This window comes from Salinicola rhizosphaerae (genome assembly GCF_014652715.1).
Taxonomy (GTDB): Bacteria; Pseudomonadota; Gammaproteobacteria; order Pseudomonadales; family Halomonadaceae; genus Salinicola; species Salinicola rhizosphaerae.
In genome coordinates this window covers 587,335-609,667 of sequence record NZ_BMZI01000002.1, presented here as the reverse complement: position 1 = coordinate 609,667, position 22,333 = coordinate 587,335, and the positions used below count along the sequence as shown (strand labels likewise).

Here is a 22,333-nt window from a genome sequence, read left to right as displayed (position 1 = left end):
GGGCGTTGTTGCCGTCGAGAACGGCGTGTAAAGCACCGAGCCCGCAGGCTCGGCTCGATCACTCTTCGGTGGCTTCGAGAGACGCTTCGAAGGCCGCTTTCTCTTCCGGGGTGATCTCCTTGATGGAGAGCTTGACGCGGTTGCGGTTGTCGATGTCGAGCACCTTGACCGTCACTTCCTGACCTTCGCTGAGATAGTCCTTCACGTCGTTGACGCGCTCGGGGACGATCTGCGAGATGTGCACGAGGCCATCGGTGCCCGGCATGAAGTTGACGAAGGCGCCGAAGTCGGCCAGACGCACCACCTTGCCGCGGTAGAGCTTGCCGATCTCCGCTTCGGCGGTGATCGCGGTGACGCTGTCGATCGCGCGTTTCGCCGCAGCGCGGTCTTCGGCATAGATACGCACGAGGCCGTTGTCGTCGATGTCGATGGAGGCCCCGGTCTCTTCGCAGATACCGCGAATGGTGGCACCGCCCTTGCCGATGACGTCACGAATCTTGTCCGGATCGATCTTGATCGTCTGCATGGCCGGCGCGTGGTCGGAAACCTCGGTACGGCTCTCGGCGATCACGGCATTCATGGTCTCGAGGATCTCGAGGCGCGCCTGATGTGCCTGCGACAGCGCGGTCTCCATGATCTCCTCGTTGATGCCCTCGATCTTGATGTCCATCTGCAGCGCGGTCACACCGTTGGCGGAACCGGCCACCTTGAAGTCCATGTCGCCGAGATGATCCTCGTCACCGAGAATATCGGTCAGCACGGCGAAGCCGTCGTCGTCCTTGACCAGGCCCATGGCGATGCCGGCCACCGGCGCCTTGAGCGGTACGCCGGCGTCCATCAGCGCGAGCGAGGAGCCACACACGGAGGCCATCGAGCTCGAGCCATTGGACTCGGTGATCTCGGAAACCACGCGGATGGTGTAGGGGAAGTCGTCTTCGTTGGGCAGCATCGCCTGGACGCCGCGACGCGCCAGACGGCCGTGACCGATCTCGCGACGCTTCGGTCCACCCATGAAGCCGGCTTCACCGACGCTGTACGGCGGGAAGTTGTAGTGCAGCAGGAAGCGATCCTTGCGCTCGCCCTCGAGCGACTCGATCAGCTGGGCATCGCGCAGCGTACCCAGCGTGGCAACGACCACCGCCTGCGTCTCGCCGCGGGTGAACAGCGCCGAACCGTGAGTGCGCGGCAGCACGCCGACCTTGACGTCGAGCGGACGCACGGTCTTGTGATCGCGACCGTCGATACGCGGCTCGCCAGCGATGACGCGGCGACGCACGGTCTTCTTCTCGAGGCTAGCAAGCGCCCCGCCGACTTCATCGGCGCTGTACTGCGGCGCATCGCCACCGGCGAGCTGCTCGAGCGCTTCGGCACGGATGGCGGCCAGCGCATCCTGACGCGCCATCTTGTCGGTGATGCGATAGGCTTCGCCGACCTTCGCTTCGAAGGCGCCAGCGACGGCCTCCTTGAGTGCGACGTTGTCGGCTGCCGGCTGCCAGTCCCACTTCGGCTTGCCCGCATCGCGCGCGAACGCCTTGATCGCCTCGACGACGACCTGCATCTCCTGATGGGCGTAGAGCACCGCACCGAGCATCTCGTCCTCGGTCAGCTCTTTGGCTTCCGACTCGACCATCAGCACGGCCTTGTCGGTGCCGGCGACGACCATGTCGAGCTCGGAATCCGGCAGCTCGTCGACTTTCGGGTTGAGGAAGTAGCCACGGGATTCGCTGAAACCGACACGCGCGGCACCGATCGGGCCGTTGAACGGCAGACCGGAGATCGTCAGCGCCGCGGAAGTGCCGATCATGGCGGCGATATCCGGGTCCTGATTGCGATCGGTCGAGAGTACGGTACAGATGACCTGGACTTCGTTCATGAAGCCCTTGGGAAAGAGCGGACGAATCGGACGGTCGATCAGGCGCGACGTGAGCGTCTCTTTCTCGGTCGGACGGCCTTCACGCTTGAAGAAGCCACCGGGGATCTTGCCGACGGCGTAGGTCTTCTCCTGATAGTGAACCGAGAGCGGGAAGAAGTCCTGGCCGGGCTTGAGCTCCTTACGACCGACGACGGTACACAGCACGACAGTGTCGTCCATGGTGACCAGCACGGCGCCGGTGGCCTGGCGCGCAACGCGCCCGGTTTCGAGAGTGACGGTGCTGGCACCGTACTGGAATGTGGTCTGTACCGGATTCACGGCGTTTCCTTTGACTTGTCGAATTCGTAGGGTCTTTTGACTCGGCGCTCATTCTAGGCGTTCACGGGGGCGAGAGCTACCGATGGCGACCTTGGTCCCATACGCTGTGCCTGGTAACGCAAAGACCCCCGCCACAAGGACGGGGGTCATTTGCATCTTCGGTCATCGGCTCAGACATTCTGAGCCGGTAACAGGCGCGGCAATCAGCTCTCGCGTTTGCCGTCGACCAGGCGCTTCAGCTTGAGCGGGTTGTCGTGCTTGACCGCAGTGGGCAGCAGCGCATCCGGCAGATCCTGGTAGCAGACCGGGCGCAGGAAGCGGAAGATCGCCGCCGTGCCCACCGATGTCGTGCGCGAGTCAGACGTGGCCGGGAACGGACCACCGTGCACCATCGAATCGCACACTTCGACACCGGTCGGCCAGCCGTTGACCAGAATCCGGCCCGCCTTGCGCTCGAGCGTCGGCAGCAGCGACTTGGCCGCATCGACATCGGCGTCGTCCATCTGCAGCGTGACGGTCAGCTGACCTTCGAGATGCTCGGCGACCTTTTTGAGTTCAGCGGCGTCGGCGCACTCGACCACCAGTGAGGTCGAACCGAAGACTTCCGCCTGCAGCGCCTCGTCACTGAGGAAATCCTGTGCCGAGGTGACGAACAGGCCGGTCTGGCACTGGTTCGGGCCTTCGCCCTTCTCGCCACGCGCCACTTCCTTCGCCTTGCCACTCTGGGAAAGCGCCTCGACGCCGCTGGCGTAGGCATCGGCGATGCCCGGCGTCAGCATGGTCTGGGCGGCACTGCCCTTGACCGCGTCACCCGCCGCTGCGACGAACGCATCCAGATCGGGCCCCTTGAGCGCGATTACCAGTCCCGGATTGGTACAGAACTGGCCGGCACCCATGTTGAGCGATGCCACGAACGCCTCGCCCATCGCCTTGCCGCGCGCTTTCAGCGCCGCCGGCAGCGGGAAGACCGGGTTGATCGAGCTCATCTCGGCGTAGAACGGGATCGGCTCGGGACGCGACTGCGCCGCTTTCCACAGCGCCAGACCGCCGCTGCGCGACCCGGTGAAGCCGGCCGCCTTGACGCGAGCGTCGGTCACCAGCGCGGTGCCGACTTCACGGCCGGAGCCGTACATCAGCGAGAACACGCCTTCCGGCAGGCCGCACTTCTTGACCGCCGACTGGATCGCGCGACCGACCAGCTCGCTGGTACCGGGGTGGGCACCGTGCGCCTTGACGATCACCGGGCAACCGGCGGCCAGCGCCGATGCGGTATCGCCACCGGCCACGGAGAAGGCCAGCGGGAAGTTGCTGGCGCCGAAGACCACGACGGGACCCAGCGCCACGTGACGCTGACGCAGGTCGGTACGCGGCAGCGGCTGACGATCAGGCAGCGCCGGGTCGACGCGCACATCGAGCCACTCGCCGTCACGCACGACACGGGCGAACAGACGCAGCTGGCCGCAGGTGCGCCCGCGCTCGCCTTGGATACGTCCCTGCGGCAAGCCGGACTCCGCCACCGCCCGCTCGATCAGCGGATCGCCGATCGCCTCGATCTCGTCGGCGACCGTTTCCAGGAACTTGGCGCGATCTTCCAGAGAGGTTTCGCGATAGGTGTCGAACGCGGCCCAGGCGAGCTCGCAGGCACGCTCGACTTCTGCTTGCGTCCCGCCGGGATACGCCGGCTCGAGACGCTCGTTGGTGGCCGGATTGATCCCCTGGATCGCATCGCGGCTGCCTTTGACGGCCTGCTGGCCGATCAGCATTTCACCTGTCAGATTCATCTTGCCTCCTGCAGTGGTGGTGGATTCCTACCGAGTCGACACCGCAGACGAGTCCGTGACTCGACGCCGTGTCTCCCTGATGCCCCGCTCGTCGGAGCGGAGCGAACTCACGTCGCATCCCCGGCCATTGGCCCGGCCATCTGCCCGGCCACCTGATAGGACGCATACATCTGATAAGGCCGATCAAAGTGGCGCTGCATCGCGGCAAAGGCCGCGTCGCCATCGCCACTGAGTATGGCCATCAATACCGCTTCGTGCTCACGTTCGATGCGCTCGAGATAGCCGCCGACCGCATCTTCCTCCATTTCGCCGGCCAGTAGCCGCGCTCTCGGGATCGCCTCCTGATGCAACGGCTGGTAGAGCGCCAGAAAACAGGGATTGTGTGTCGCTTCGATGATCGTGCGGTGAAAACGATAGTCTTCGTGTCGCGCCTGCCCACCGCGCCGACAGGCATCGATGAACTGCTCGTGCGCCGCCTGCAGACGCAGTGCCTCCTGCGGAGTATGTCGCTGCGCCGCCAGCGAGGCGGCCTGCGGCTCGAGACCCATGCGCAGCTCGAGCACCTGCAGGATCTCCTCGGCCGTGGTGGCACGAATGTGGCGCACCGGCGAAGCATGACGCCGCTCCCGTCCGACCACCCGCGAGCCCACGCCGCGCTGCGTCTCGATCAGCCCCTGCGAGCGCAGTAGGGCAATGGCCTCGCGAACGGCGGTCCGGCTGACACCGAACAGCTCGCAAAGGCGCGTCTCGGTTGGCAGCTTCGCGCCGACGTCGATCTTGCCCTGAGCGATCTGCTCGCCCAGCTGCCGTGCAATCTGGCGGGACAGACTCTCCTGCGGCGAAATCCGCTGCAGCGCCAGCTCGCTGGGCGGCAAATTCGACTGTGGTGCCTTGGCACTCATGCGCGGCTCCCGCAGGTGAATCCTCGACTATCGAAGCGGCAGATCAAGACAGCGCTCGCCTCAACGCACCAGCGCCGGGCGATCGGGATCGAAGGTCCAGCCATCGATCAGATACTGCATCGCCATGGCGTCGTTGCGTCCGCCCGCTGGCAACCCTTTGTAGAGCGCGTGCGCCTGCTCGATGCGTGCCATGTCGATCTCGATGCCGAGGCCGGGCGCATCGGTCACCGCGACCTTGCCATCGACGATCTGCGGTGGCTCCCGCGTCAGCTGGGCATCGCCCTCCTGCCAGATCCAGTGCGTGTCGAGCGCCGTCGTGCGGCCGACCGCCGCCGCGCCGACCTGAGCAAACATCGCCAGCGAGATATCGAAATGATTGTTGGAGTGCGAGCCCCAGGTCATGCCGTGATCGCGGCACAGCTGGGACACGCGCACCGCGCCGGACAGCGTCCAGAAGTGCGGATCGGCCAGCGGAATGTCGACCGAGCGCAGCATCAGCGCGTGCGCCATTTCACGCCAGTTGGTCGCCACCATGTTGGTCGCGACCGGCAGCCCGGTGGCGTGCCGGAATTCGGCCAGAATCTCGCGCCCGGAGAAGCCCTGCTCGGCGCCGCAAGGATCTTCGGCGTAGGCGATCACGCCATGCAGATCCTTGCACAGACGAATGGCTTCGTTGAGCGACCAGGCGCCGTTGGGATCGATCGTCGTACGTGCTTCGGGGAAGGCAGCGTGGAGCGCGGTCACCGCCTCGATCTCCTTCTCGCCGGGCAGCGCACCGCCCTTGAGCTTGAAGTCCTTGAAGCCGTAGCGATCGTGCGCCGCCTGCGCCAGCTCCACGACCCGCTGCGGCGTCATGGAGGCCATGTCGCGTTGCCGATACCACTCGTGACTGACGCCTTCGGTGCGCTCGCGATAGCCGAGCGGCGTCTGCTGACCATCGCCGACGAAAAAGAGATAGCCAAGCACCTCGACGCTGTCACGCTGCTTGCCTTCGCCGAGCAGCTCCGCCACCGGCACGTCGAGAAACTTGCCCATCAGATCGAGCAGCGCCGCTTCCAACGCGGCCACCGCATTGACACGCAGCTCGAAGGTCCATGACCCCTTGCCGAAATCCTCGAAATCGGCGCTTCGGCCGGCCGTGTGCAGCGAGGAGACCATCGATCGCAGCTTGCCGATCGGCTGACCGACGACCAGCGGTCGCGCCTGCTCGAGCGACTTCTGAATCGTCTCGCCGCCGGGTGCCTCACCGACCCCGAGGTTGCCCGCGCTATCCTTGAGCAGAATCAGATTGCGGGTGAAATGCGGTGAGTGAGCACCGCCGATGTTGAGCAACATGCTGTCGCGACCGGCGACCGGGATCACCTGCATTTCGGTGATGGTGGGAGTGCCATGACTGGCCATGAAACGTCTCCGTCAGCAAATTCGGGAACGCATCGCGCTAGCGCCTTACGATGCGACACGCGAGACGGCGGCGCGGCCGCCGCTCGCGACATGAGCCAGCGTCAGAGCGACTCGGCCTTGTCGATCAGCTTCTTGAGCGTGGCCATCTCCTGCTCGCTCGGCATCGTCAGCGGCGCACGCACGCTGCCCCCCGGGTAGCCGACCAGCTCGGCACCCGCCTTGATCAGGCTGACCGCATAGCCTTTACGCGTGTCGCGCAGCGTTACGAAAGGTACGAAGAAGTCGCGCGTGGCCTGCCGAATGAAGTCGCTGTTGCCCTTGCGCAGTTCCTGATAGAACTTCACCGCCATCGCCGGCACGAAGTTGAACACCGCCGAGGAATAGGTGCTGACACCGATCGCCAGATAGGCTTCGGCGATGATCTCGGCAGTCGGCACGCCGCCGACATAGGCCAGGCGATCGCCGAGCGTCTTGATGATGATATTGAGCGCCTGCATGTCGCCCTTGCCGTCTTTCAGGCCGACCAGATTGGGGCAGCGTTCGGCCAGTGCCTTGACCGCATCGACGTGCAGATACCCGTTGGCACGGTTGTAGTAGATGATGTTGAGATCGGTCGACGCGCAGACGCTGGCCGCGTATTCGACGATGCCCTCTTCCGGGCACTCGGTCAGATACGGGGGCATCAACAGGATGCCATCGGCGCCGGCCTCCTTGGCCGCCTGGCAGTGCGCTTTCGCCAGCTCCGCGCTCTGGCCGGCACTCGCGATGATCGGCACGTGCCCACCAATGGTATCGACCGCGACTTTGACGATCTCGCGGTACTCGTCGATGGTCAGGTTGAAGAACTCTCCTGTCCCGCCGGCGACGAACAGTGCCGACACCTCGTACTCCTTGAGCCACAGCAGCCGACGGCGATAGCTCTCGGCGTCGAATTTACCATTGTCGTCGAAGTCGGTTACCGGGAACGACAACAGACCGTCAGTGATGGAGGCAACGACCGCTTCTCTGGAAAAATTCACCTTGATTCCCCTCATCCGGGTTAACGAAACCTGCAGTTCAGTCGTTCGGTTACCGAGGCGACAGCCAGGCCAGCCAAACGAAATGCTGGAAGCATGTTGTCATACATCATACTAGATCACAGTTAGACCTTTGGGGAAGGCAACGCCTTTTCGGCTGTCGACCTTGGTATGACAGACGATAGCCGTAGCGACCAACGTCTCATCGCCTAAGGTCGAATGGCCGAAAGTCGACCCTCTCGCCAGACTTGTATGATGTTATATCAAATGGCTGCAACGGAGTGTAGCACCCCGTTGCCGGCCCGGCGAGTTCGCGTCCGTGACGACGGCTCGCGGCACTTCGGAGATCTCCCATGGCTAGATCACACACGCTGCCCCGGAACGATTCACCGGCCCGAGGCTTCAGTTTGAAGGGCCTGCTGGCGCTGCTGGGACCGGGTATCATTGCCGTACTGTCGTGGCTCGGGGCCGGCGACCTGATCACCTCTTCGGTGGCTGGATCGAACTACGGCTATGCGATGATGTGGGTGCTGGCCGTTTCGCTGCTGCTACGTTTTCTGATCGTCAACATCATCGCGCGCTTCCAGCTCTGCAATAACCAGGGCATGAGCATTCTCGAAGGCTACGCGCAGCTCCACCCTCTCTTCGCCTGGTTCATGTTCGGCTATGCCCTGCTGATGGGGCATCTGATGAATGCCTACATGATCAAGGGCGCCGGTGAAGCCCTGGCAACGCTTCTGCATATCAACCAGCCGTTGCTCTGCTCGTTCGCTGTCGTGCTGGCGGTATGGCTGCTCGTCGGTCGTAACGTCTATAGCCTGATCGAGGGCGTGATGAAGCTGCTGCTGGCGATCATGACGCTGGCGTTTCTGTCCCTGGCCATCATGTCCAAGCCCGATGTCGGCAGTATCGTCGCCGGCACCGTGGGCTTCAGTATCCCGGCTGACGAGGGCGTTCACGGCGCACTGCTGGTGGCCGTCTCGATCATCGGTGCGGTCGCCGGCTCGATCGCCAATTTCGTCCACCCTTACGTCATGCGCGAGAAGGGCTGGACCGGACCGGAGCACAAGCGCCTGCAGCGCAACGATCTGCTTTTCGCGGTCATCGTCGGGATTGTCATCAACCTGGCGATCTGGATCGTGGGGGCCGAGATTCTGCGACCCAACGGCCTGGAGGTGAACACGCTGAACGATCTGGCCGCGGCGCTCGAGATCTACTTCGGTCAGTTCGGCTGGTTCCTGTTCTTCATCGGGGTCTTTGCCACGCTCTTCGCCAGCATCGCGGGCAAGACGACAGCCTTCCCGCGCCTGATCACCGATGCCTTTCAGCGGATCCGCCCCGCCCGGCGCGAGCGCTACGGCAAGGTGTTCCACGCCGACCCGCTGCACAAGTGGTTCACGCTGTTCATTCTGGTCACGCCGCTGGTCTGGTCGCTGCCGGGCATGCCGGATTTCGTCACGCTGACGCTCGCCGTCAACGCGCTCAACATCGTCGGTCTGCCGATCATCTCGCTGGGGCTGCTGATCATGTCCAACCAGAAGTCTCTGCTCGGTAACTATCGCAACAACTGGTTCGAAAACCTGGCACTCGGGGCCGCGACAATTCTTGCCGTGTGGGTCGCCTTCACGCTAGCGACGGATCTCTTCGCCTAGACCGCGACGATCCCGGGGATGCGCTATGCTGGCGGCTCACTTCCCGGATATCACCGAGTCATGACCGCCAACAACAACGATGCCCCGTCCGCGCGTGGGGCGAAGCTGCCTGAACTTCTGCAGTGGCGTGCGACGACGCTGTCTCGACGCCTCCACGCCCGCGACATCTCCTGCCACGAGCTGATGAGCGCGACACTCGAGCATATCGATGCCGTCAATCCTCGGGTCAACGCGATCGTCTCGCGACGAGAGCCCGAGTCGCTGCTGCAAGAAGCGAACACGGCCGACGCCGAGCTCGCCGCCGGCCGATCTCGCGGCTGGCTTCACGGGATTCCGCAGGCGATCAAGGATCTGTCCGATGCCGCCGGGCTGCCGACCCGACAAGGCTCGCCGCTCACGGCCGGCCACGTCGCCGGCGAAGACAGCCTGATGACCGCACGCATGCGCGCCGCCGGTGCGCTGATCGTCGGCAAGACCAATACGCCGGAATTCGGCTTGGGCTCGCAGTCCTACAACCCGGTTTTCGGCGCTACTCGCTGCGCATTCGATACCTCGCGAACCGCCGGTGGCTCGAGCGGCGGTGCAGGGGCGGCGCTGGCGACACGGATGCTGACCGTGGCGGATGGCAGCGACATGATGGGCTCGCTGCGCAACCCGGCCGCATTCAACCACGTCATCGGTATGCGTCCTTCGTTCGGCCGCGTACCGGGTGTGGCGGCCGAGCCCTTTGGCCAGCAGCTCTCGACCAACGGCCCGATGGGGCGCTGCGTGGAAGACGTCGCGCGGCTTCTAGTGACGCAGTCAGGTCACGACCGGCGCGCGCCGCTTTCGCTCGCCGAGCCGCTGCTGCCGGTCGATGTCGATGTCGCGCAGGCGTTGCCGCGTGAACTCAAGGGCACGCGCATCGGCTGGCTCGGCGACTGGGATGGCTATCTGGCGATGGAGCCGGGCATTCTCGAACTGGGCCGCTCGGCGCTGGAGCGCTTCACGACGTTGGGCTGCGATATCGAGCCCGCCGCGCTTCCCTACTCCGCCCACGCGCTCTGGCAGAGCTGGACGACGCTACGCCACTGGTCCGTCAGCGGCCTGCTCGGGGCCTACTACGCCGACCCGGCAAGCCGCGAACGGCTCAAGCCGGAAGCGTGCTGGGAAGTCGAGCGCGGTCTCGAGCTCTGTGCTCAGGATATCTACGCCGCCAACGTGCAGCGCGGCGAGGCGTATCGCGCCTGGCTGGCCCTGTTCGAGCGCTTCGACTATCTCGCGATGCCCACCGCCCAGGTGTTCCCGTTCGATGCCGAGACCCACTGGCCAACATCGATCGCCGGTCGCCCCATGGATAGCTACCACCGCTGGATGGAAGTCGTGATTCCCGCCTCGATGCTCGGCGCCCCGGCGATCAGCCTGCCCGCCGGCGTCAACGCGCTCGGCCTCCCTACCGGCTTTCAGCTGATCGGTCGCCCGCGCGACGACTGGGGCGTGCTGCAGCTCGCCCACGCCTTCGAACAAGCCTCGGGTGATCTCGCCCCGCTGCCGCCGCTGCTGACGTAGCCACGCCGCCTCGGCACCAGCTAAAAAAAAGCGACGGCCGGAGCCGTCGCTTTTTATCAGTTGTCGGTCGCTCTGCGCCTGCGCGTCAGAACACGAACGTCAGCAGCAGATTGAAGATCAGCGCGGCGGCGAAGCCGAGCGGAGCCGCGCGGAACAACAGCTTCGGCAGCAGACCCGCGCGAGCTTCATCGTTGGGGCAGGAGCCGAGGATCAGACTGCCACCGGAGGAGAACGGCGAGATCGAGGTCGCCTGCGCGCCGACGACAATCGCGATGAAGATGATCATCGGGTCGATACCGAGCGTGCCGGCGATCGACGGCACCAGCGGAAACAGCGCCGGCGTGACCACACCAAGAGTGCTGGCGAACAGCGACATGAACGCCGCCACCACGCCGAACACGACCGGCACGAGGACCGGAGGAATGCTGGTGCCGATCCACGAGCCGAGCATATCGATGGTGCCGGCCTTGATCGCCACCGAGATCAACATGCCGACGCCGCAGATCATGATGATGGTGCCCCACGGTAGCGAGGCGATCGCCTTGCGCTCGTCACCGAGCTTCATCAGCAGCGCAATGACCGAGAACACGCTGGCGATCAGGCCGATATCGACCTTGCTGTTGATCAGCGAGATCGTCGCATTGTCCGGCGCGATCAGGTTGGCGATCGGCGGCAGCAGCACGGTCGCCATCATGATCAGCGTCAGCACCAGGGTCGACTTCTGCTCCCGATTGAGCGGACTGGGCCGTTCGACGTGATCCATCGACGCCATTGCCACGCCGCGCTTGCGGCTGACCAGAATCAACCCGCCGATCACCACGATCGGCACCACCATGGTGCTGACGAAGATACCGAAGCTATTGATGAAAGCGGTGTTGTCGGCAAGTCCAGCATTGGTCATCAGGGTGCGGAAGATGATGCCGCTCTGGCTCGAGACGAAGTTGGCACCGGCCAGCGCGCCGTAGTTGACCGCCATGGCACCGACGATCAGGTTGAGCTTGGTGCGCTCGCAAAGGAGCAGTGTGATCGGCGCCATGAAGGCGAGCACGGTGTAGTAACCGGCACCCAGCGCGGAGATGATCACCGCCGCGAGGAAAATCGCGAACGGCAGCAGATGCGGAAAATTGCGGCAGCGATACATCAAGTGCTCGGCCAGCTTTTCCAGCGTGCCGTTGACGATGGCGAAGCTGTAGAAGAGACAGACCGAGAAGATGATGAAGAAGATCTTCAGCGGCCAGGTCGCGATGACCTCCTTCGGGCTCATTCCCAGACCGAAGCAGCCGAGAAGATAGGCAAAGGCGATCGCAAATAGACCGATGTTGATCTTGAAGCGATACCCCAAAACGATGGAAACGATGATCGCTCCCACCACCAGCAGACTCATCATGGCAAGGTTCCCTGTGTCGCGTTATAGGCTGGCCTTAAAGGGCCCGGTCGATCTGAAACAGTGTTGCCGGGTTGTCGACCAGAATCCGGCGACGCTCGCTCTCTTCGGGCAGTAGCGCCTGCATGACGCCGAATTGGTCGTCGTAGCCGGTCTTGTCCTCGAACCGGGTGTGAGGCCAATCGCTCCCCCAGACCAGGCGGTCGCTGTGCCCGTAGGCATCACGCAGGCGCTCGAGCGACGCTTTTGCCTGATCCAGGCCAAGACGCGCACGATAGGTCGCTGACAGTTTGACCCAGATCTCTTCGCTCGAAAGCAGAGATAGCAGCCCCCGATGGTGCGAATTGATCGGATCGATCTCGCCGCCGGGGAGCCCGAAGTGATCGACGATGACGCCGACACCCGACGCCAGGATCTGCGGCAGGATCGCGTCCAGATCTTCCAGGCCGCGTTGAATCTCCACGGTCCAGCCACGACGGGCAAGCCGCGTGAAGAAATCACGCCACGCGGCGCTGCGGTAGTCGTCCAGCGGCTGGCCGATCAGATTGAGGCGGATACCGACGACGCCCGCCTCTGCCATCTCGTCGAGCGTCTCGTCGTCGACATCACGCGCGACCACTGCCGTACCGCGCAGACGAGTCGGGTGCTTTCGCAACGCTTCGACAAGGTAGCGATTGTCGGTGCCCAGAAAGCTCGGCTGTACCAGGACACCGTGGGAGAGCCCGCAGCGATCCAGATGCGCCAGATACTGATCGACCGTCGCATCGTAGTCGGGGCTGTAGCGTCTATCTCCCGCCAGTGGCAGGCCTCGCTCGAAGATGTGCGCATGGGTATCGACCCCCGTCAGCGCGTTGGCAGGTTGTGTCATGACGATCCTTATGCCTGAGGCCACTCAATCTCTGTAACCGTTATCCCTGCAACCGTTAACGGCAGTGTTTCGAGCCGCCTTGAATTGAAGATTTATTCATATATATGTCTAGAAGTTTGCGCAAGCATACACGCAATTAGTCGCAATCTTCGGTGACTACGACTAAAGGTGGTAAAGTTCCTGCCACAATAGGGGTGACCAGATCATGAAAGGAACAGGGATGATGACCGACGAACGGCTGCCTCTTTATCAGCGCCTGCGTGACGACATGCTGGCGAAGATCGCCTCCGGTGAGTGGTCTCCCGGCATCGCGATTCCCACGGAGGCCGAGCTTACCAAGCAGTATGGCGTCGCTGTCGGCACGCTGCGCCGCGCCGTGGACACGCTCGTCCAGGATGGCCTGATGGAGCGTAGCCAGGGCCGCGGCACCTTCATACGCCGCCCCAACTTCGATGGCTCGCTGTTTCGCTTCTTCCGCCAGGTCGACCCGCAGGGCGGCCGCCGAGTGCCGACCGGAGAAGTGCTGTCGCGTTCGCTGGAGTCCGCCGACGAGACCGTCGCCGGCGCCCTCGCGCTGCCGCTGGGCGCCGACGTCATCTGTCTGGAGCGCGTGCGCCAGATCGATGGCCGCAACGTCTATTACGAAGATATCTGGCTCCCCTACCGGCCATTCGCCGCCCTGCTGGATATCGCACCGGAAGATTTTGGCAACCTGCTCTATCCGTTCTACGAGTCGGAGTGTGGCCAGTTGATCGGCGCCGCCCGCGAGACACTGACGGTCGAGATGGCAGACGACAGGATCGCGAACATCCTCGGCATCGAGAGCGGCAAACCCGTAGTAGTTATCGAGCGCCTGGCCACCGGCTACGACGGCGGCCCGCTCGAGTATCGTCAGTCTCGCGGCGACGCCCAGACCTTCCGCTATCAGGTCAACATTTCCTGAACCGTCGCGGGAGCCGACCTTCACCGCGTAAGGGAACGTAACGCGCTGAGCGAGGTCGATGAGAGTCGGGGTCCGGCTACGCGCTCGGTCCCGACCTTCATCGTCATCCAGGATTCTCGTCGTGTTTCGATCGTTCTTCCCTCGACCTCGTCTCTTTTTCCTCAGCGCCCTGATCTGGACGCTTGTCGCCGTCCTCGTCTGGGAATTCGGTGCCAAGGCCTGGGGAGCCGTCATCGGCTTGCCGCCGCTCGGCGCCGATGCGTCCCTGCCGGTGGGTGTCTCCCGGTTCATCGCCCCCAGCTTTCTGTGGTTCTATCTCTACTATCTGATCGTGGTCGGGCTATTCGCGGCCGGCTGGTCTCGCTTCTCGCCCCACCGCTGGCAGCGCTGGTCGATCCTGGGAAGCGCTCTGATCATCTTCCTCACCTGGTTCTCGGTGCAGACCAACGTCGCCATCAACGACTGGTACGGCCCGTTCTGGGACATGGTGCAGAAAGCCCTGACGGGCAACGGTGACGTCACGGCGATGGATCTCTACGGCGAGATGCTGACCTTTGCCGGTATCGCCTTCGTGGCCATCACCGTCGGCGTCTTCAATCTCTTCTTCGTCAGCCACTACATCTTCCGCTGGCGCTGGGCGATGAACGACTTCTACATGAGCCACTGGCAGCAGCTGCGCCACGTGGAGGGTGCCGCACAGCGTGTCCAGGAGGACACCATGCGCTTCTCGAGTACGCTGGAGGGGCTTGGCGTGAGTCTGCTGAAGGCCATTCTGACCCTGATCGCGTTTCTGCCGCTGCTGGTGACGATGTCGAGCCATATCACCCAGCTGCCGCTGATCGGCCACGTCTCCAACGCTCTGGTATGGGCCGCGATCGCCTGGTCGATCTTCGGCACCCTGTTCCTGGCGACGGTGGGCATCAAGCTACCCGGACTCGAGTTCCGCAATCAGCGCGTCGAGGCGGCCTATCGCAAGGAGCTGGTCTACGGCGAGGACAACGCGGATCGCGCCGAGCCGGTCACGGTCCGCGAACTGTTTGCCGGCGTGCGCCACAACTACTTCCGGCTCTACTGGCACTACGCCTACTTCAACATCGCGCGGATCTTCTATCTACAGGCGGACACCATCTTCGGGCTGATCGTGCTGACGCCCTCGATCGTGGCCGGCAAGCTGAGCCTGGGGCTGCTTCAACAGATACTCAACGTGTTCGGCCAGGTGAGGGATTCGTTCCAGTATCTGGTCAACTCCTGGTCGACGATCATCGAGCTGATCTCGATCGTCAAACGCCTGCGCGCCTTCGAATCGATGATCGACGGCGAGTCACCCAAGCCTGCCGAGCTCGCGACCGACCCGGCGTAGGTGATGTCCCTGGCCGGACGAATCCGGCCAGGGAGAATCAGGATTCGGTCTCGCTCTGCGGAACGTGGTAAGTCACGACCGGGCAGGACGCGGACTCGGTGACCTGCTGAGAGACACTGCCGAACACCAGACTCTGGAACTGGCCCTGGCCACGGCTGCCCATGACGATCAAATCGGCGCCGAACGTTTGCGCCTGCTCGACGATCGTCGGCGCGGGGCTTCCCGTCGCCACCCGTATTTCGACATGACCTTCTGCATTGCCAAGTTCACGCCAAGCCGCCTGCAACAGGCGCCGCTCTTCGCTGTCGTCATCCGCCTCCAGCGTTTCCACCGGCGGCACGCCGACCATTGCACCGAGGTGTTCGTCGGCCGAGGGCGGCTCTCTCACCATCAGCAGGCACAGCGTCGCATCGCTTGCGCGCTGCAGCCAACTTGCGTGCGCGAGTGCCTGTCGCGCCCCATCGGAGCCATCCAGCGGTACCAGTATCCGTTTGATCATCGTACGTCGCGTCCTTGATCGCAGCTGTCTCGCGGCGACGTCACTGTCGCCGATTCGTTCAGGGTTTCGACGCAAGCGTAGACGACGATGCCGGATCGGCGCGACCGATCCAGCATCGGTGCCACGTGTCACTCCGGCACGTGCAGCGTGATGACCTGGCATGGCGCCACGTGCGTCACCTTGTGCGAGACGCTACCGACCATCAGGCCTCGAAGATCGCTCAAGCCCCGGCTGCCCATCACGATCAGGTCGATATTCAGCGAACGAGCCTGCGCCACGATCACCTGCGCGGGATGGCCGTCCTCGACCAGGAAACGAACGCTGCCATCGTGGCTGCCTGTCGCCTGCCATGCCTGCCTTAGTAGATTTTCGCCCTGCTCTCGTGCGCGGGCCGGGGTGTAGTCGAGTGGGGTCGCGCCGGTTTTTCTCCCCAGGGCATCCTGGGCAACCGGCACTTCGGGAATATGCAGAAGGTGAATCGTCGCCCCGTCTGCGCGTTGTAGCAGACAGGCATGCTCGAGCGCCTTGGCGGCGCTCTCGGAGCCATCGATGGGTACCAGAATCTGTCGAGTCATCAGTATCATCCCCCTTCGAGATTCATTGCAGGATGACCGGGGCAACGCATCGAGTGCCGGCCCGGTCATCAAGAAAGCGCTGTGCACGCCCTATCAGCCTAGCGCGAAGCACTGCTCGGGGGATGGCGCCAAAAGTCGCATGAGGCGCTCTGGGTTCGTTCGCCAGCGCCGGGGCTCAGGCGCTCGCCGTCTCCAGCGCAGCAATCGAGCGTTCGACATGGATGCAGGCGACCTTCACGGTCTTGTCATCAGCCGCCTCGCCGCCAACCGGCTCGAGCGGCGGATCGGCGCGCGTACACGCGTCGGTCGCCAGATGACAGCGTGGCGCAAACGGGCAGCCCGGCGGCGGATTGAGCGGCGAAGGCGGCTCCCCCTTCAACTTGACCCGCTGGCGGCTACGGTTGGGATCAGCCACCGGCGTCGCCGAAAACAGCGCCTGGGTGTAGGGGTGACGCGGAGTCGTGAACACCTCCTCGGCCGGCCCGGTCTCCACCGGCTGACCGAAGTACATCACGATCACGTCATCGGCGATTCGCCGCACCACCGAGAGATCATGCGAGATGAACACGTAGGCCAGCCCGAACTCCTCCTGCAGGTCCGCCAGCAGATTGAGCACCTGGGCCTGGATCGAGAGATCCAGCGCCGAAACGGGTTCGTCGAGCACCAGAATCTTCGGGTTGAGCATCAAGGCACGCGCGATGGCGATACGCTGGCGCTGTCCGCCGGAGAACATGTGCGGATAGCGGTCGGCGTGCTCGGGGCGCAGGCCGACCTTTTCGATCATCTCCAGCGCCTTCTTCCGCCGCTCGGCAGCGCCCATCTCCTTGCGATTGAGCTTGAGCGGCTCTTCGAGCATCGTCGCCACGGTCTTGCGCGGATTGAGCGAGCCGTAGGGATTCTGGAAGATGATCTGCACCTCGCGGCGCAGTTCGGCCGGCGGGCGCTGGCCCTCCTTGAGCGACACCTGGTGCTTGCCGATCGAGAGTTCGCCGCTGGTCGGCGGTTCGATCATCGTCAGCACGCGCGCCAAGGTCGACTTGCCACAGCCCGACTCGCCGACCACCGCGAGCGTCTGCCCCGGGAAGAGCTCGAAAGACGCCTCGTTCAGTGCCTTGACCGTGGCCGGCTTCGAGAACGGCCCGCCTTTGATCTGGTAGTGACGCGTCAGATGACTGGCGCGCAGAACGGCTTCGCGACTCATGGGCGCACCTCGCTGCGATGGTCGGTCGACTCGGGTCGGGGCGGCGGATTCGGCGCATCGTCCGGCGTGGCACCGGCGGCGTCCGCCTCGCCAAGCGGATAGTGGCAGAGGGTTCTGGCAGGGTCATCCGGGGCCGCCACCGGCTCCACCTCGTGACAGTGGTCGGTCGCGTACTGGCAGCGCGGGTTGAACAGACAGCCGGTCGGCCGATCGTGCTGACCCGGCACCACGCCCGGAATCGTCGGCAGACGGTCCTTGTCGCCAGCGCGCTCCGGCAGCGCCGAGAGCAGCGCTTCGGTGTACGGGTGACGCGGGTTGGCGAACAGCGATTTCACTTCCTGCTTCTCGACCTGACGCCCGGCGTACTGGACGATGACGTGCTTGGCCGTCTCCGCAACCACGCCCATATCGTGGGTGATCAGGATCAGCGCCATGCCGGTCTCTTCCTGCAGCTTCAGCAGCAGCTCGAGAATCTGCGCCTGGATCGTCACGTCCAGCGCCGTGGTCGGCTCGTCGGCAATCAGCAGTCGCGGATCGCAGGAGATCGCCATCGCGATCATCACGCGCTGACTCATGCCGCCGGAGAGCTGATGCGGATAGGCCTTGATGCGCCGCGCCGGATCGGGAATTCCGACCTGCGCCAGCAGCTCGAGCGCCCGCTCGTGGCGCTCCTTACGCGAGCCGCCCTTGTGCTGCTTGATCATCTCGTCGATCTGGGTGCCGACCGTGAAGCAAGGGTTCAGACTGGTCATCGGCTCCTGAAAGATCATCGACATCTCGCCGCCGACGATCCGCCGACGCTGGCGTGAGCTCAGTCGCTGCAGGTCCTGGCCGTCGAACTCGAGCCGATTGGCGGTGACCTGCGCCGTCCACGGCAGCAGGCCCATGGTCGCCAGCATCGAGACCGATTTGCCCGACCCGGACTCGCCGACGATCGACCACACCTCGCCACGGTCGACCCGGATATCGACATCCTCGACGGCGGTAAACAGCCCGCTGCTCGTCTGAAAACGAACGCTGAGGCCTTCAATATCTAGAAGTGCCATTGTGAACTCCTCATCGCAGCGTCTCTCACGAACGCTTCATCTTGGGATCCAGCGCATCACGCAGGCCGTCACCCATCAGATTGATCATCAGCACCGTCAACAGAATCACCAGCCCCGGGAACGTGACCGCCCAATAGGCGCTGGTCATGAACTCGCGCGCGTTGGCCAGCATCGCGCCCCACTCAGGCGTCGGCGGTTGCACGCCCATGCCGAGAAAGCCCAGCGCGGCGATATCCAGAATCGCGGTGGAGAACGACAGCGTCGCCTGCACGATCAGCGGTGCCATGCAGTTGGGCAGCAGGGTGTTGAACATCAGGCGCATGTGCCCGGCGCCCGCCAGCCGGCTGGCAGTAACGTATTCGCGGTTCTTCTCGCCAATGACCGCCGCGCGGGTCAGGCGCACGAAGTAAGGCAGCTGCACCATGGCGATGGCGATCATCGCGCTGGTCAACCCGGGACTCAGAATCGCCACCAGGCCAAGCGCCAGCAAAAGACTGGGAAACGCCAGCACCACGTCCATCACGCGGGTGATGACAGTCTCGACCCACCCGCGAAAGTAACCCGCCAGCAGGCCGAGAAAGATACCGCCACACATCGAGATCACCACCACCATGGCGCTGATGGAGAGCGAGTAGCGGGCGCCGAAGATGAGACGCGAGAGAATGTCGCGGCCGACGGCGTCGGTCCCGAGAATATAGTTCCAGCTACCTTCGGCGTGCCACACCGGCGGCACCAGCAGCGCGGCGCGGTCCTGCATGGCAGGGTCATGCGGCGCGACCCAGGGCGCGAGCAGTGCCACCAGCAGCACGAAAGCGATGAAGATCAGGCCAAACAACGCGCCGCGACTGGCGCTGAAATCGCTCCAGAACGACTTGAGCTGGTAGCGAAACGTTCCCGGCGCCGCGGCAGAAGAGCCTTTGGAAGATATTACTTGAGACATAGTTTACTCCCCGTCGGACGCACCAAAAAATGCGCGAACGAAGACAAGACAAGGCGAAGCCGGCCGAGACAGCGGAGTTGACGGGGTGTCAATGAGCATGTCGAAGCCGGGTTCAACGCCGTATTGTCGAGTGCAGCCATTTTTTTGGCCCTCAGTGACGGATGCGCGGGTTGACGACGCCGTAGGCCACGTCCACCAGCAGATTGACGATCATCACGATGAAGGCGATCAGCACCAGACCACCCTGCACGGAGGGATAGTCGCGCCGCGAGATCGCATCGATCATCCATTTGCCGATGCCCGGCCAGGAGAAGATCGTTTCGGTCAGGATTGCGCCGGCCAGCAGCAGACCGACCTGCAGACCAATGACGGTGATGACCGAGATCAGCGCATTGCGCAGGGTGTGCACCATGATCACGCGGTAGCTGGATAGCCCCTTGGCGCGCGCGGTGCGCACGTAGTCTTCGCCCAGCACCTCGAGCATCGAGGAGCGTGTCTGACGCGCGATCACCGCCAGCGGAATCGTACCCAGCACGATGGCGGGCAGAATCAGGTGGTGCAGCGCGGAAAGAAACGCGCCCCAATCGCCGGCGATCAGGCTGTCGATGGTCATGAAGCCAGTCACGGGCTGGATGAAATAGATGAACGACATGCGCCCGGAGACCGGCGTCCAGCCCAGCGTGCCGGAGAAGAGCATGATCAGGAGAAGCCCCCACCAGAAGATCGGCATCGAGTAGCCGGTCAGACTGATGCCGACGATGGTGTGATCGAGCGTCTTGCCGCGTCTGATGGCAGCGATCACGCCGGCCGGCAGTCCGATGATGACGGCGAAGGCCAGGGCAAAGATCGATAGTTCCATCGTCGCCGGAAACCGGCTCATGAATTCGTGAATCACGGGGGAATGGGTCACCAGGGAGTTGCCCAGGTCACCTCTGAACAGACCGGAGAGAAAGTCCCAGTACTGCACGATCAGCGGGCGGTCGAACCCGAACTGTGACTGCAACTGCGCATAGCGTTCGGCGGAAATACCCCGCTCGCCCGCCATGAGAAGAATCGGATCGCCCGGCAACAGGCGAATGAAAGCGAACGCCACGATGGTGACGCCGATGAAGGTCGGCACCAGCTGGGCCAGCTTGACCAGTAGAAATCTGAGCATATTGGAGGTCTGGCTAGTCACGCGGAGGCACGCAGCGGTTGTCAGGACCGCTGCGTGCCCGCGAAGGGAGGGAATTACTCTTCGATGTCGACGCCTTCGAAGCTATGGCCGCCGAGCGGATCGATCGTGTAGCCGGTAACGTTCTTGGTCATCGGCATGAACACCGTGGAGTGGGCCAGGGTGTCCCAGGGCGCCTGCTCCTTGAACACCTCCTGCGCCTGCCGATAGAGCTTGGCGCGCTCGTCCTGGTCGTCCAGCGTCCGCGCTTTCTGAATCAGATCCTCGAACGGCTGATAGCAGAACTCCGCCACGTTGTTGCTGGTACCGACGCCCGCGCAGCTCAGAAGCGTGCCCATGAAGTTGTCCGGGTCACCGTTGTCGCCGGTCCAGCCGAGGATCACCGCACCATCGTGGTCCTTGTTGGCGGCGCGCTTCAAGTACTCGCCCCACTCGTAGGTGACGATATTGGCGGTCACACCGACCTTGGCCAGGTCCGATTGCATCAGCTCGGCGGTACGCCGCGCGTTCGGCATGTACGGGCGCTGCACCGGCATGGCCCAGATGTTCATCTCCAGGTTCTTGACTCCGGCATCGGCGAGCATCTGCTTGGCCTTGTCCGGATCGTACTGATCGTCCTGGATATCGTCGTTGTAGCTCCACATGGTCGGCGGGATCGGATTCTTCGCCGTCTGGCCGGCACCCTGGAACACCGCGTCGATGATCGCCTGCTTGTTGATCGCCATGTTCAGTGCCTTGCGCACTTCCGGCTTGTCGAACGGCTTCTGCGTCGTGTTATAGGCGAGATAGGCGACGTTCAGTCCGGCTTCCTGCAGCACCTGGATATCATCGTTCTGCTTCATCGAATCGACGTCGGCCGGGTTCGGGAACGGCATCACCTGACACTCGCCCGCCTGCAGCTTCTGATAGCGCACCTGGGCATCCGGCGTGATCGCGAACACCAGGTTGTCGATCGGCTGCTTGCCGCGGAAGTAATCCGGGTTGGCCTGATAGCGGATGGCCGCGTCTTCCTGATAGTTCAGGAACTGGAACGGACCGGTGCCGATCGGCTGCTGGTTGGCCATTTCCGGCTTGCCTTCATCGACCAGCTGCTCTTCGTACTCCTTGGAGTGGATCGAGGCGAAATCCATTCCCAGGTTGGCGACGAACGGCGCGTTGGGCTCGCTCAGCACGAACTTGACCGTATGATCGTCGACCTTCTCGATCGATTTGATCAGCTCACCCATCGACATGGACTGGAAATACTCGAAGCTGCCGTTGGCCAGCTTGTAATAGGGGTTGTCCTTGTCCATCTGGCGCTCGAAGGTCCAGATGACATCGTCAGCGTTGAGCGGTCGGCTCGGGGTGAAGTAGTCGGTGGTCTGGAAGTCGACATCGTCACGCAGGTGGAAGGTGATCTCCAGCCCGTCATCGGAGACTTCCCAGCTCTTGGCGATCGCCGGCTCCAGCTCGGTGGTGCCCGGCTTGAACTGCACCAGACGATTGTAGATCGTCTTGCTCGACGCATCGAAAGTCGTGCCGGTCGTGTAGAGCGAGGGATCGAACCCTTCCGGGGAACCTTCGGAGCAGTAGACCAGCGTCTTCGCCATGACGGGTGTCGCACTCATCATCATGGCTGCCACGCCGGCTGCAAGCAGCGTCTTCTTCATTGTCGATCTCCTGCACAGCATTCGCTGTTATTGTGGGGTCGGCTTATGGCCGTTTATCGTTGTCTCGGTGTTGCCTGCGTCTTGATCCAGACGTTGGCCGCCTGTCAGACAGGCGAGCCATCAAAACAGATTAGTCCGTTGAAGAGCGTTTAATCAATGGCACGAAAGCCTGCCTCGGCGAGGTTGCTTCCATCGCTAAATCG

General features: G+C 63.4%; 18 protein-coding genes. 4 read left to right on the top strand and 14 right to left on the bottom strand.

Annotation, left to right across the window (positions count from 1 at the left end):
* Positions 1-58: 58 nt before the first annotated feature.
* From pnp to kdgD, 5 genes are all read right to left on the bottom strand, one after another.
* Positions 59-2,191: a polyribonucleotide nucleotidyltransferase gene (gene pnp, locus IE125_RS06200; RefSeq protein WP_189443752.1), complete on the bottom strand. Its 2,133-nt coding sequence runs from the start codon at positions 2,189-2,191 to the stop codon at positions 59-61.
* 203 nt (positions 2,192-2,394) lie between these two features.
* Complete coding sequence (locus IE125_RS06195) at positions 2,395-3,972, bottom strand: aldehyde dehydrogenase (NADP(+)) (protein WP_189443751.1); 1,578 nt, start codon at positions 3,970-3,972, stop codon at positions 2,395-2,397.
* A gap of 107 nt (positions 3,973-4,079) precedes the next feature.
* Complete coding sequence (locus tag IE125_RS06190; protein ID WP_189443750.1) at positions 4,080-4,874, bottom strand: FadR/GntR family transcriptional regulator; 795 nt, start codon at positions 4,872-4,874, stop codon at positions 4,080-4,082.
* A gap of 60 nt (positions 4,875-4,934) precedes the next feature.
* A complete protein-coding gene (locus tag IE125_RS06185) occupies positions 4,935-6,275 on the bottom strand; it encodes an enolase C-terminal domain-like protein (protein ID WP_189443749.1) in 1,341 nt (446 codons plus the stop codon).
* Between the two features lie 101 nt (positions 6,276-6,376).
* Positions 6,377-7,294, bottom strand: a complete 918-nt coding sequence (kdgD, locus tag IE125_RS06180) for a 5-dehydro-4-deoxyglucarate dehydratase (RefSeq protein ID WP_189443748.1) — start codon at positions 7,292-7,294, stop codon at positions 6,377-6,379.
* Between the two features lie 350 nt (positions 7,295-7,644).
* Between kdgD and IE125_RS06175 the strand changes: the two genes are divergently transcribed.
* Together IE125_RS06175 and IE125_RS06170 are read left to right on the top strand one after the other, a co-directional pair.
* Positions 7,645-8,943 (top strand): Nramp family divalent metal transporter, encoded by a 1,299-nt coding sequence (locus IE125_RS06175; protein WP_189443747.1) that lies wholly within the window; start codon positions 7,645-7,647, stop codon positions 8,941-8,943.
* Between the two features lie 60 nt (positions 8,944-9,003).
* Complete coding sequence (locus tag IE125_RS06170; RefSeq protein ID WP_189443746.1) at positions 9,004-10,491, top strand: amidase; 1,488 nt, start codon at positions 9,004-9,006, stop codon at positions 10,489-10,491.
* An 85-nt stretch (positions 10,492-10,576) separates the two neighbouring features.
* On the opposite strand, the gene IE125_RS06165 is transcribed toward IE125_RS06170, so the two are convergent.
* Both IE125_RS06165 and IE125_RS06160 read right to left on the bottom strand, forming a co-directional pair.
* Positions 10,577-11,878: an SLC13 family permease gene (locus IE125_RS06165; protein WP_189443745.1), complete on the bottom strand. Its 1,302-nt coding sequence runs from the start codon at positions 11,876-11,878 to the stop codon at positions 10,577-10,579.
* Positions 11,879-11,912: 34 nt separating this feature from the next.
* Positions 11,913-12,743 (bottom strand): amidohydrolase family protein, encoded by an 831-nt coding sequence (locus IE125_RS06160; RefSeq protein ID WP_189443744.1) that lies wholly within the window; start codon positions 12,741-12,743, stop codon positions 11,913-11,915.
* A gap of 220 nt (positions 12,744-12,963) precedes the next feature.
* Between IE125_RS06160 and IE125_RS06155 the strand changes: the two genes are divergently transcribed.
* On the top strand, positions 12,964-13,686 hold the full coding sequence (locus IE125_RS06155; RefSeq protein ID WP_189443743.1) for a GntR family transcriptional regulator: 723 nt from the start codon (positions 12,964-12,966) through the stop codon (positions 13,684-13,686).
* A 121-nt stretch (positions 13,687-13,807) separates the two neighbouring features.
* Complete coding sequence (gene sbmA / locus IE125_RS06150; protein WP_189443742.1) at positions 13,808-15,046, top strand: peptide antibiotic transporter SbmA; 1,239 nt, start codon at positions 13,808-13,810, stop codon at positions 15,044-15,046.
* 37 nt (positions 15,047-15,083) lie between these two features.
* On the opposite strand, the gene IE125_RS06145 is transcribed toward sbmA, so the two are convergent.
* From IE125_RS06145 to IE125_RS06115, 7 genes are all read right to left on the bottom strand, one after another.
* Entirely contained in the window at positions 15,084-15,545 is a 462-nt protein-coding gene (locus IE125_RS06145) for a universal stress protein (protein WP_189443741.1), read from the bottom strand.
* Positions 15,546-15,673: 128 nt separating this feature from the next.
* The gene (locus IE125_RS06140) at positions 15,674-16,120 is read right to left on the bottom strand and encodes a universal stress protein (RefSeq protein WP_189443740.1); all 447 of its coding nucleotides are present in this window, start codon (positions 16,118-16,120) and stop codon (positions 15,674-15,676) included.
* Between the two features lie 175 nt (positions 16,121-16,295).
* Positions 16,296-17,321 carry a dipeptide ABC transporter ATP-binding protein gene (locus tag IE125_RS06135; RefSeq protein WP_189443739.1) on the bottom strand — a complete coding sequence of 342 codons (1,026 nt, stop codon included), beginning with the start codon at positions 17,319-17,321 and terminating at the stop codon, positions 16,296-16,298.
* Positions 17,318-18,367 carry an ABC transporter ATP-binding protein gene (locus tag IE125_RS06130; RefSeq protein WP_189443738.1) on the bottom strand — a complete coding sequence of 350 codons (1,050 nt, stop codon included), beginning with the start codon at positions 18,365-18,367 and terminating at the stop codon, positions 17,318-17,320. Before IE125_RS06130 ends, IE125_RS06135 begins: the two co-directional genes overlap by 4 nt.
* A gap of 25 nt (positions 18,368-18,392) precedes the next feature.
* Positions 18,393-19,307 carry an ABC transporter permease subunit gene (locus IE125_RS06125; RefSeq protein ID WP_189443737.1) on the bottom strand — a complete coding sequence of 305 codons (915 nt, stop codon included), beginning with the start codon at positions 19,305-19,307 and terminating at the stop codon, positions 18,393-18,395.
* 151 nt (positions 19,308-19,458) lie between these two features.
* Positions 19,459-20,463 (bottom strand): ABC transporter permease subunit, encoded by a 1,005-nt coding sequence (locus IE125_RS06120; protein ID WP_189443736.1) that lies wholly within the window; start codon positions 20,461-20,463, stop codon positions 19,459-19,461.
* A 74-nt stretch (positions 20,464-20,537) separates the two neighbouring features.
* Complete coding sequence (locus tag IE125_RS06115; protein WP_189443735.1) at positions 20,538-22,130, bottom strand: ABC transporter substrate-binding protein; 1,593 nt, start codon at positions 22,128-22,130, stop codon at positions 20,538-20,540.
* Positions 22,131-22,333: the final 203 nt, after the last annotated feature.

Coding starts and splice junctions, on each gene's coding strand:
- IE125_RS06190 (WP_189443750.1), bottom strand. CDS start 4,874: ATGAGTGCCAAGGCACCACAGTCGAATTTGCCGCCCAGCGAGCTGGCG.
- IE125_RS06120 (WP_189443736.1), bottom strand. CDS start 20,463: ATGCTCAGATTTCTACTGGTCAAGCTGGCCCAGCTGGTGCCGACCTTC.
- IE125_RS06165 (WP_189443745.1), bottom strand. CDS start 11,878: ATGATGAGTCTGCTGGTGGTGGGAGCGATCATCGTTTCCATCGTTTTG.
- IE125_RS06125 (WP_189443737.1), bottom strand. CDS start 19,307: ATGTCTCAAGTAATATCTTCCAAAGGCTCTTCTGCCGCGGCGCCGGGA.
- IE125_RS06155 (WP_189443743.1), top strand. CDS start 12,964: ATGATGACCGACGAACGGCTGCCTCTTTATCAGCGCCTGCGTGACGAC.
- IE125_RS06135 (WP_189443739.1), bottom strand. CDS start 17,321: ATGAGTCGCGAAGCCGTTCTGCGCGCCAGTCATCTGACGCGTCACTAC.
- IE125_RS06185 (WP_189443749.1), bottom strand. CDS start 6,275: ATGGCCAGTCATGGCACTCCCACCATCACCGAAATGCAGGTGATCCCG.
- IE125_RS06160 (WP_189443744.1), bottom strand. CDS start 12,743: ATGACACAACCTGCCAACGCGCTGACGGGGGTCGATACCCATGCGCAC.
- IE125_RS06145 (WP_189443741.1), bottom strand. CDS start 15,545: ATGATCAAACGGATACTGGTACCGCTGGATGGCTCCGATGGGGCGCGA.
- IE125_RS06115 (WP_189443735.1), bottom strand. CDS start 22,130: ATGAAGAAGACGCTGCTTGCAGCCGGCGTGGCAGCCATGATGATGAGT.
- IE125_RS06130 (WP_189443738.1), bottom strand. CDS start 18,367: ATGGCACTTCTAGATATTGAAGGCCTCAGCGTTCGTTTTCAGACGAGC.
- IE125_RS06140 (WP_189443740.1), bottom strand. CDS start 16,120: ATGACTCGACAGATTCTGGTACCCATCGATGGCTCCGAGAGCGCCGCC.
- IE125_RS06170 (WP_189443746.1), top strand. CDS start 9,004: ATGACCGCCAACAACAACGATGCCCCGTCCGCGCGTGGGGCGAAGCTG.
- IE125_RS06195 (WP_189443751.1), bottom strand. CDS start 3,972: ATGAATCTGACAGGTGAAATGCTGATCGGCCAGCAGGCCGTCAAAGGC.
- IE125_RS06175 (WP_189443747.1), top strand. CDS start 7,645: ATGGCTAGATCACACACGCTGCCCCGGAACGATTCACCGGCCCGAGGC.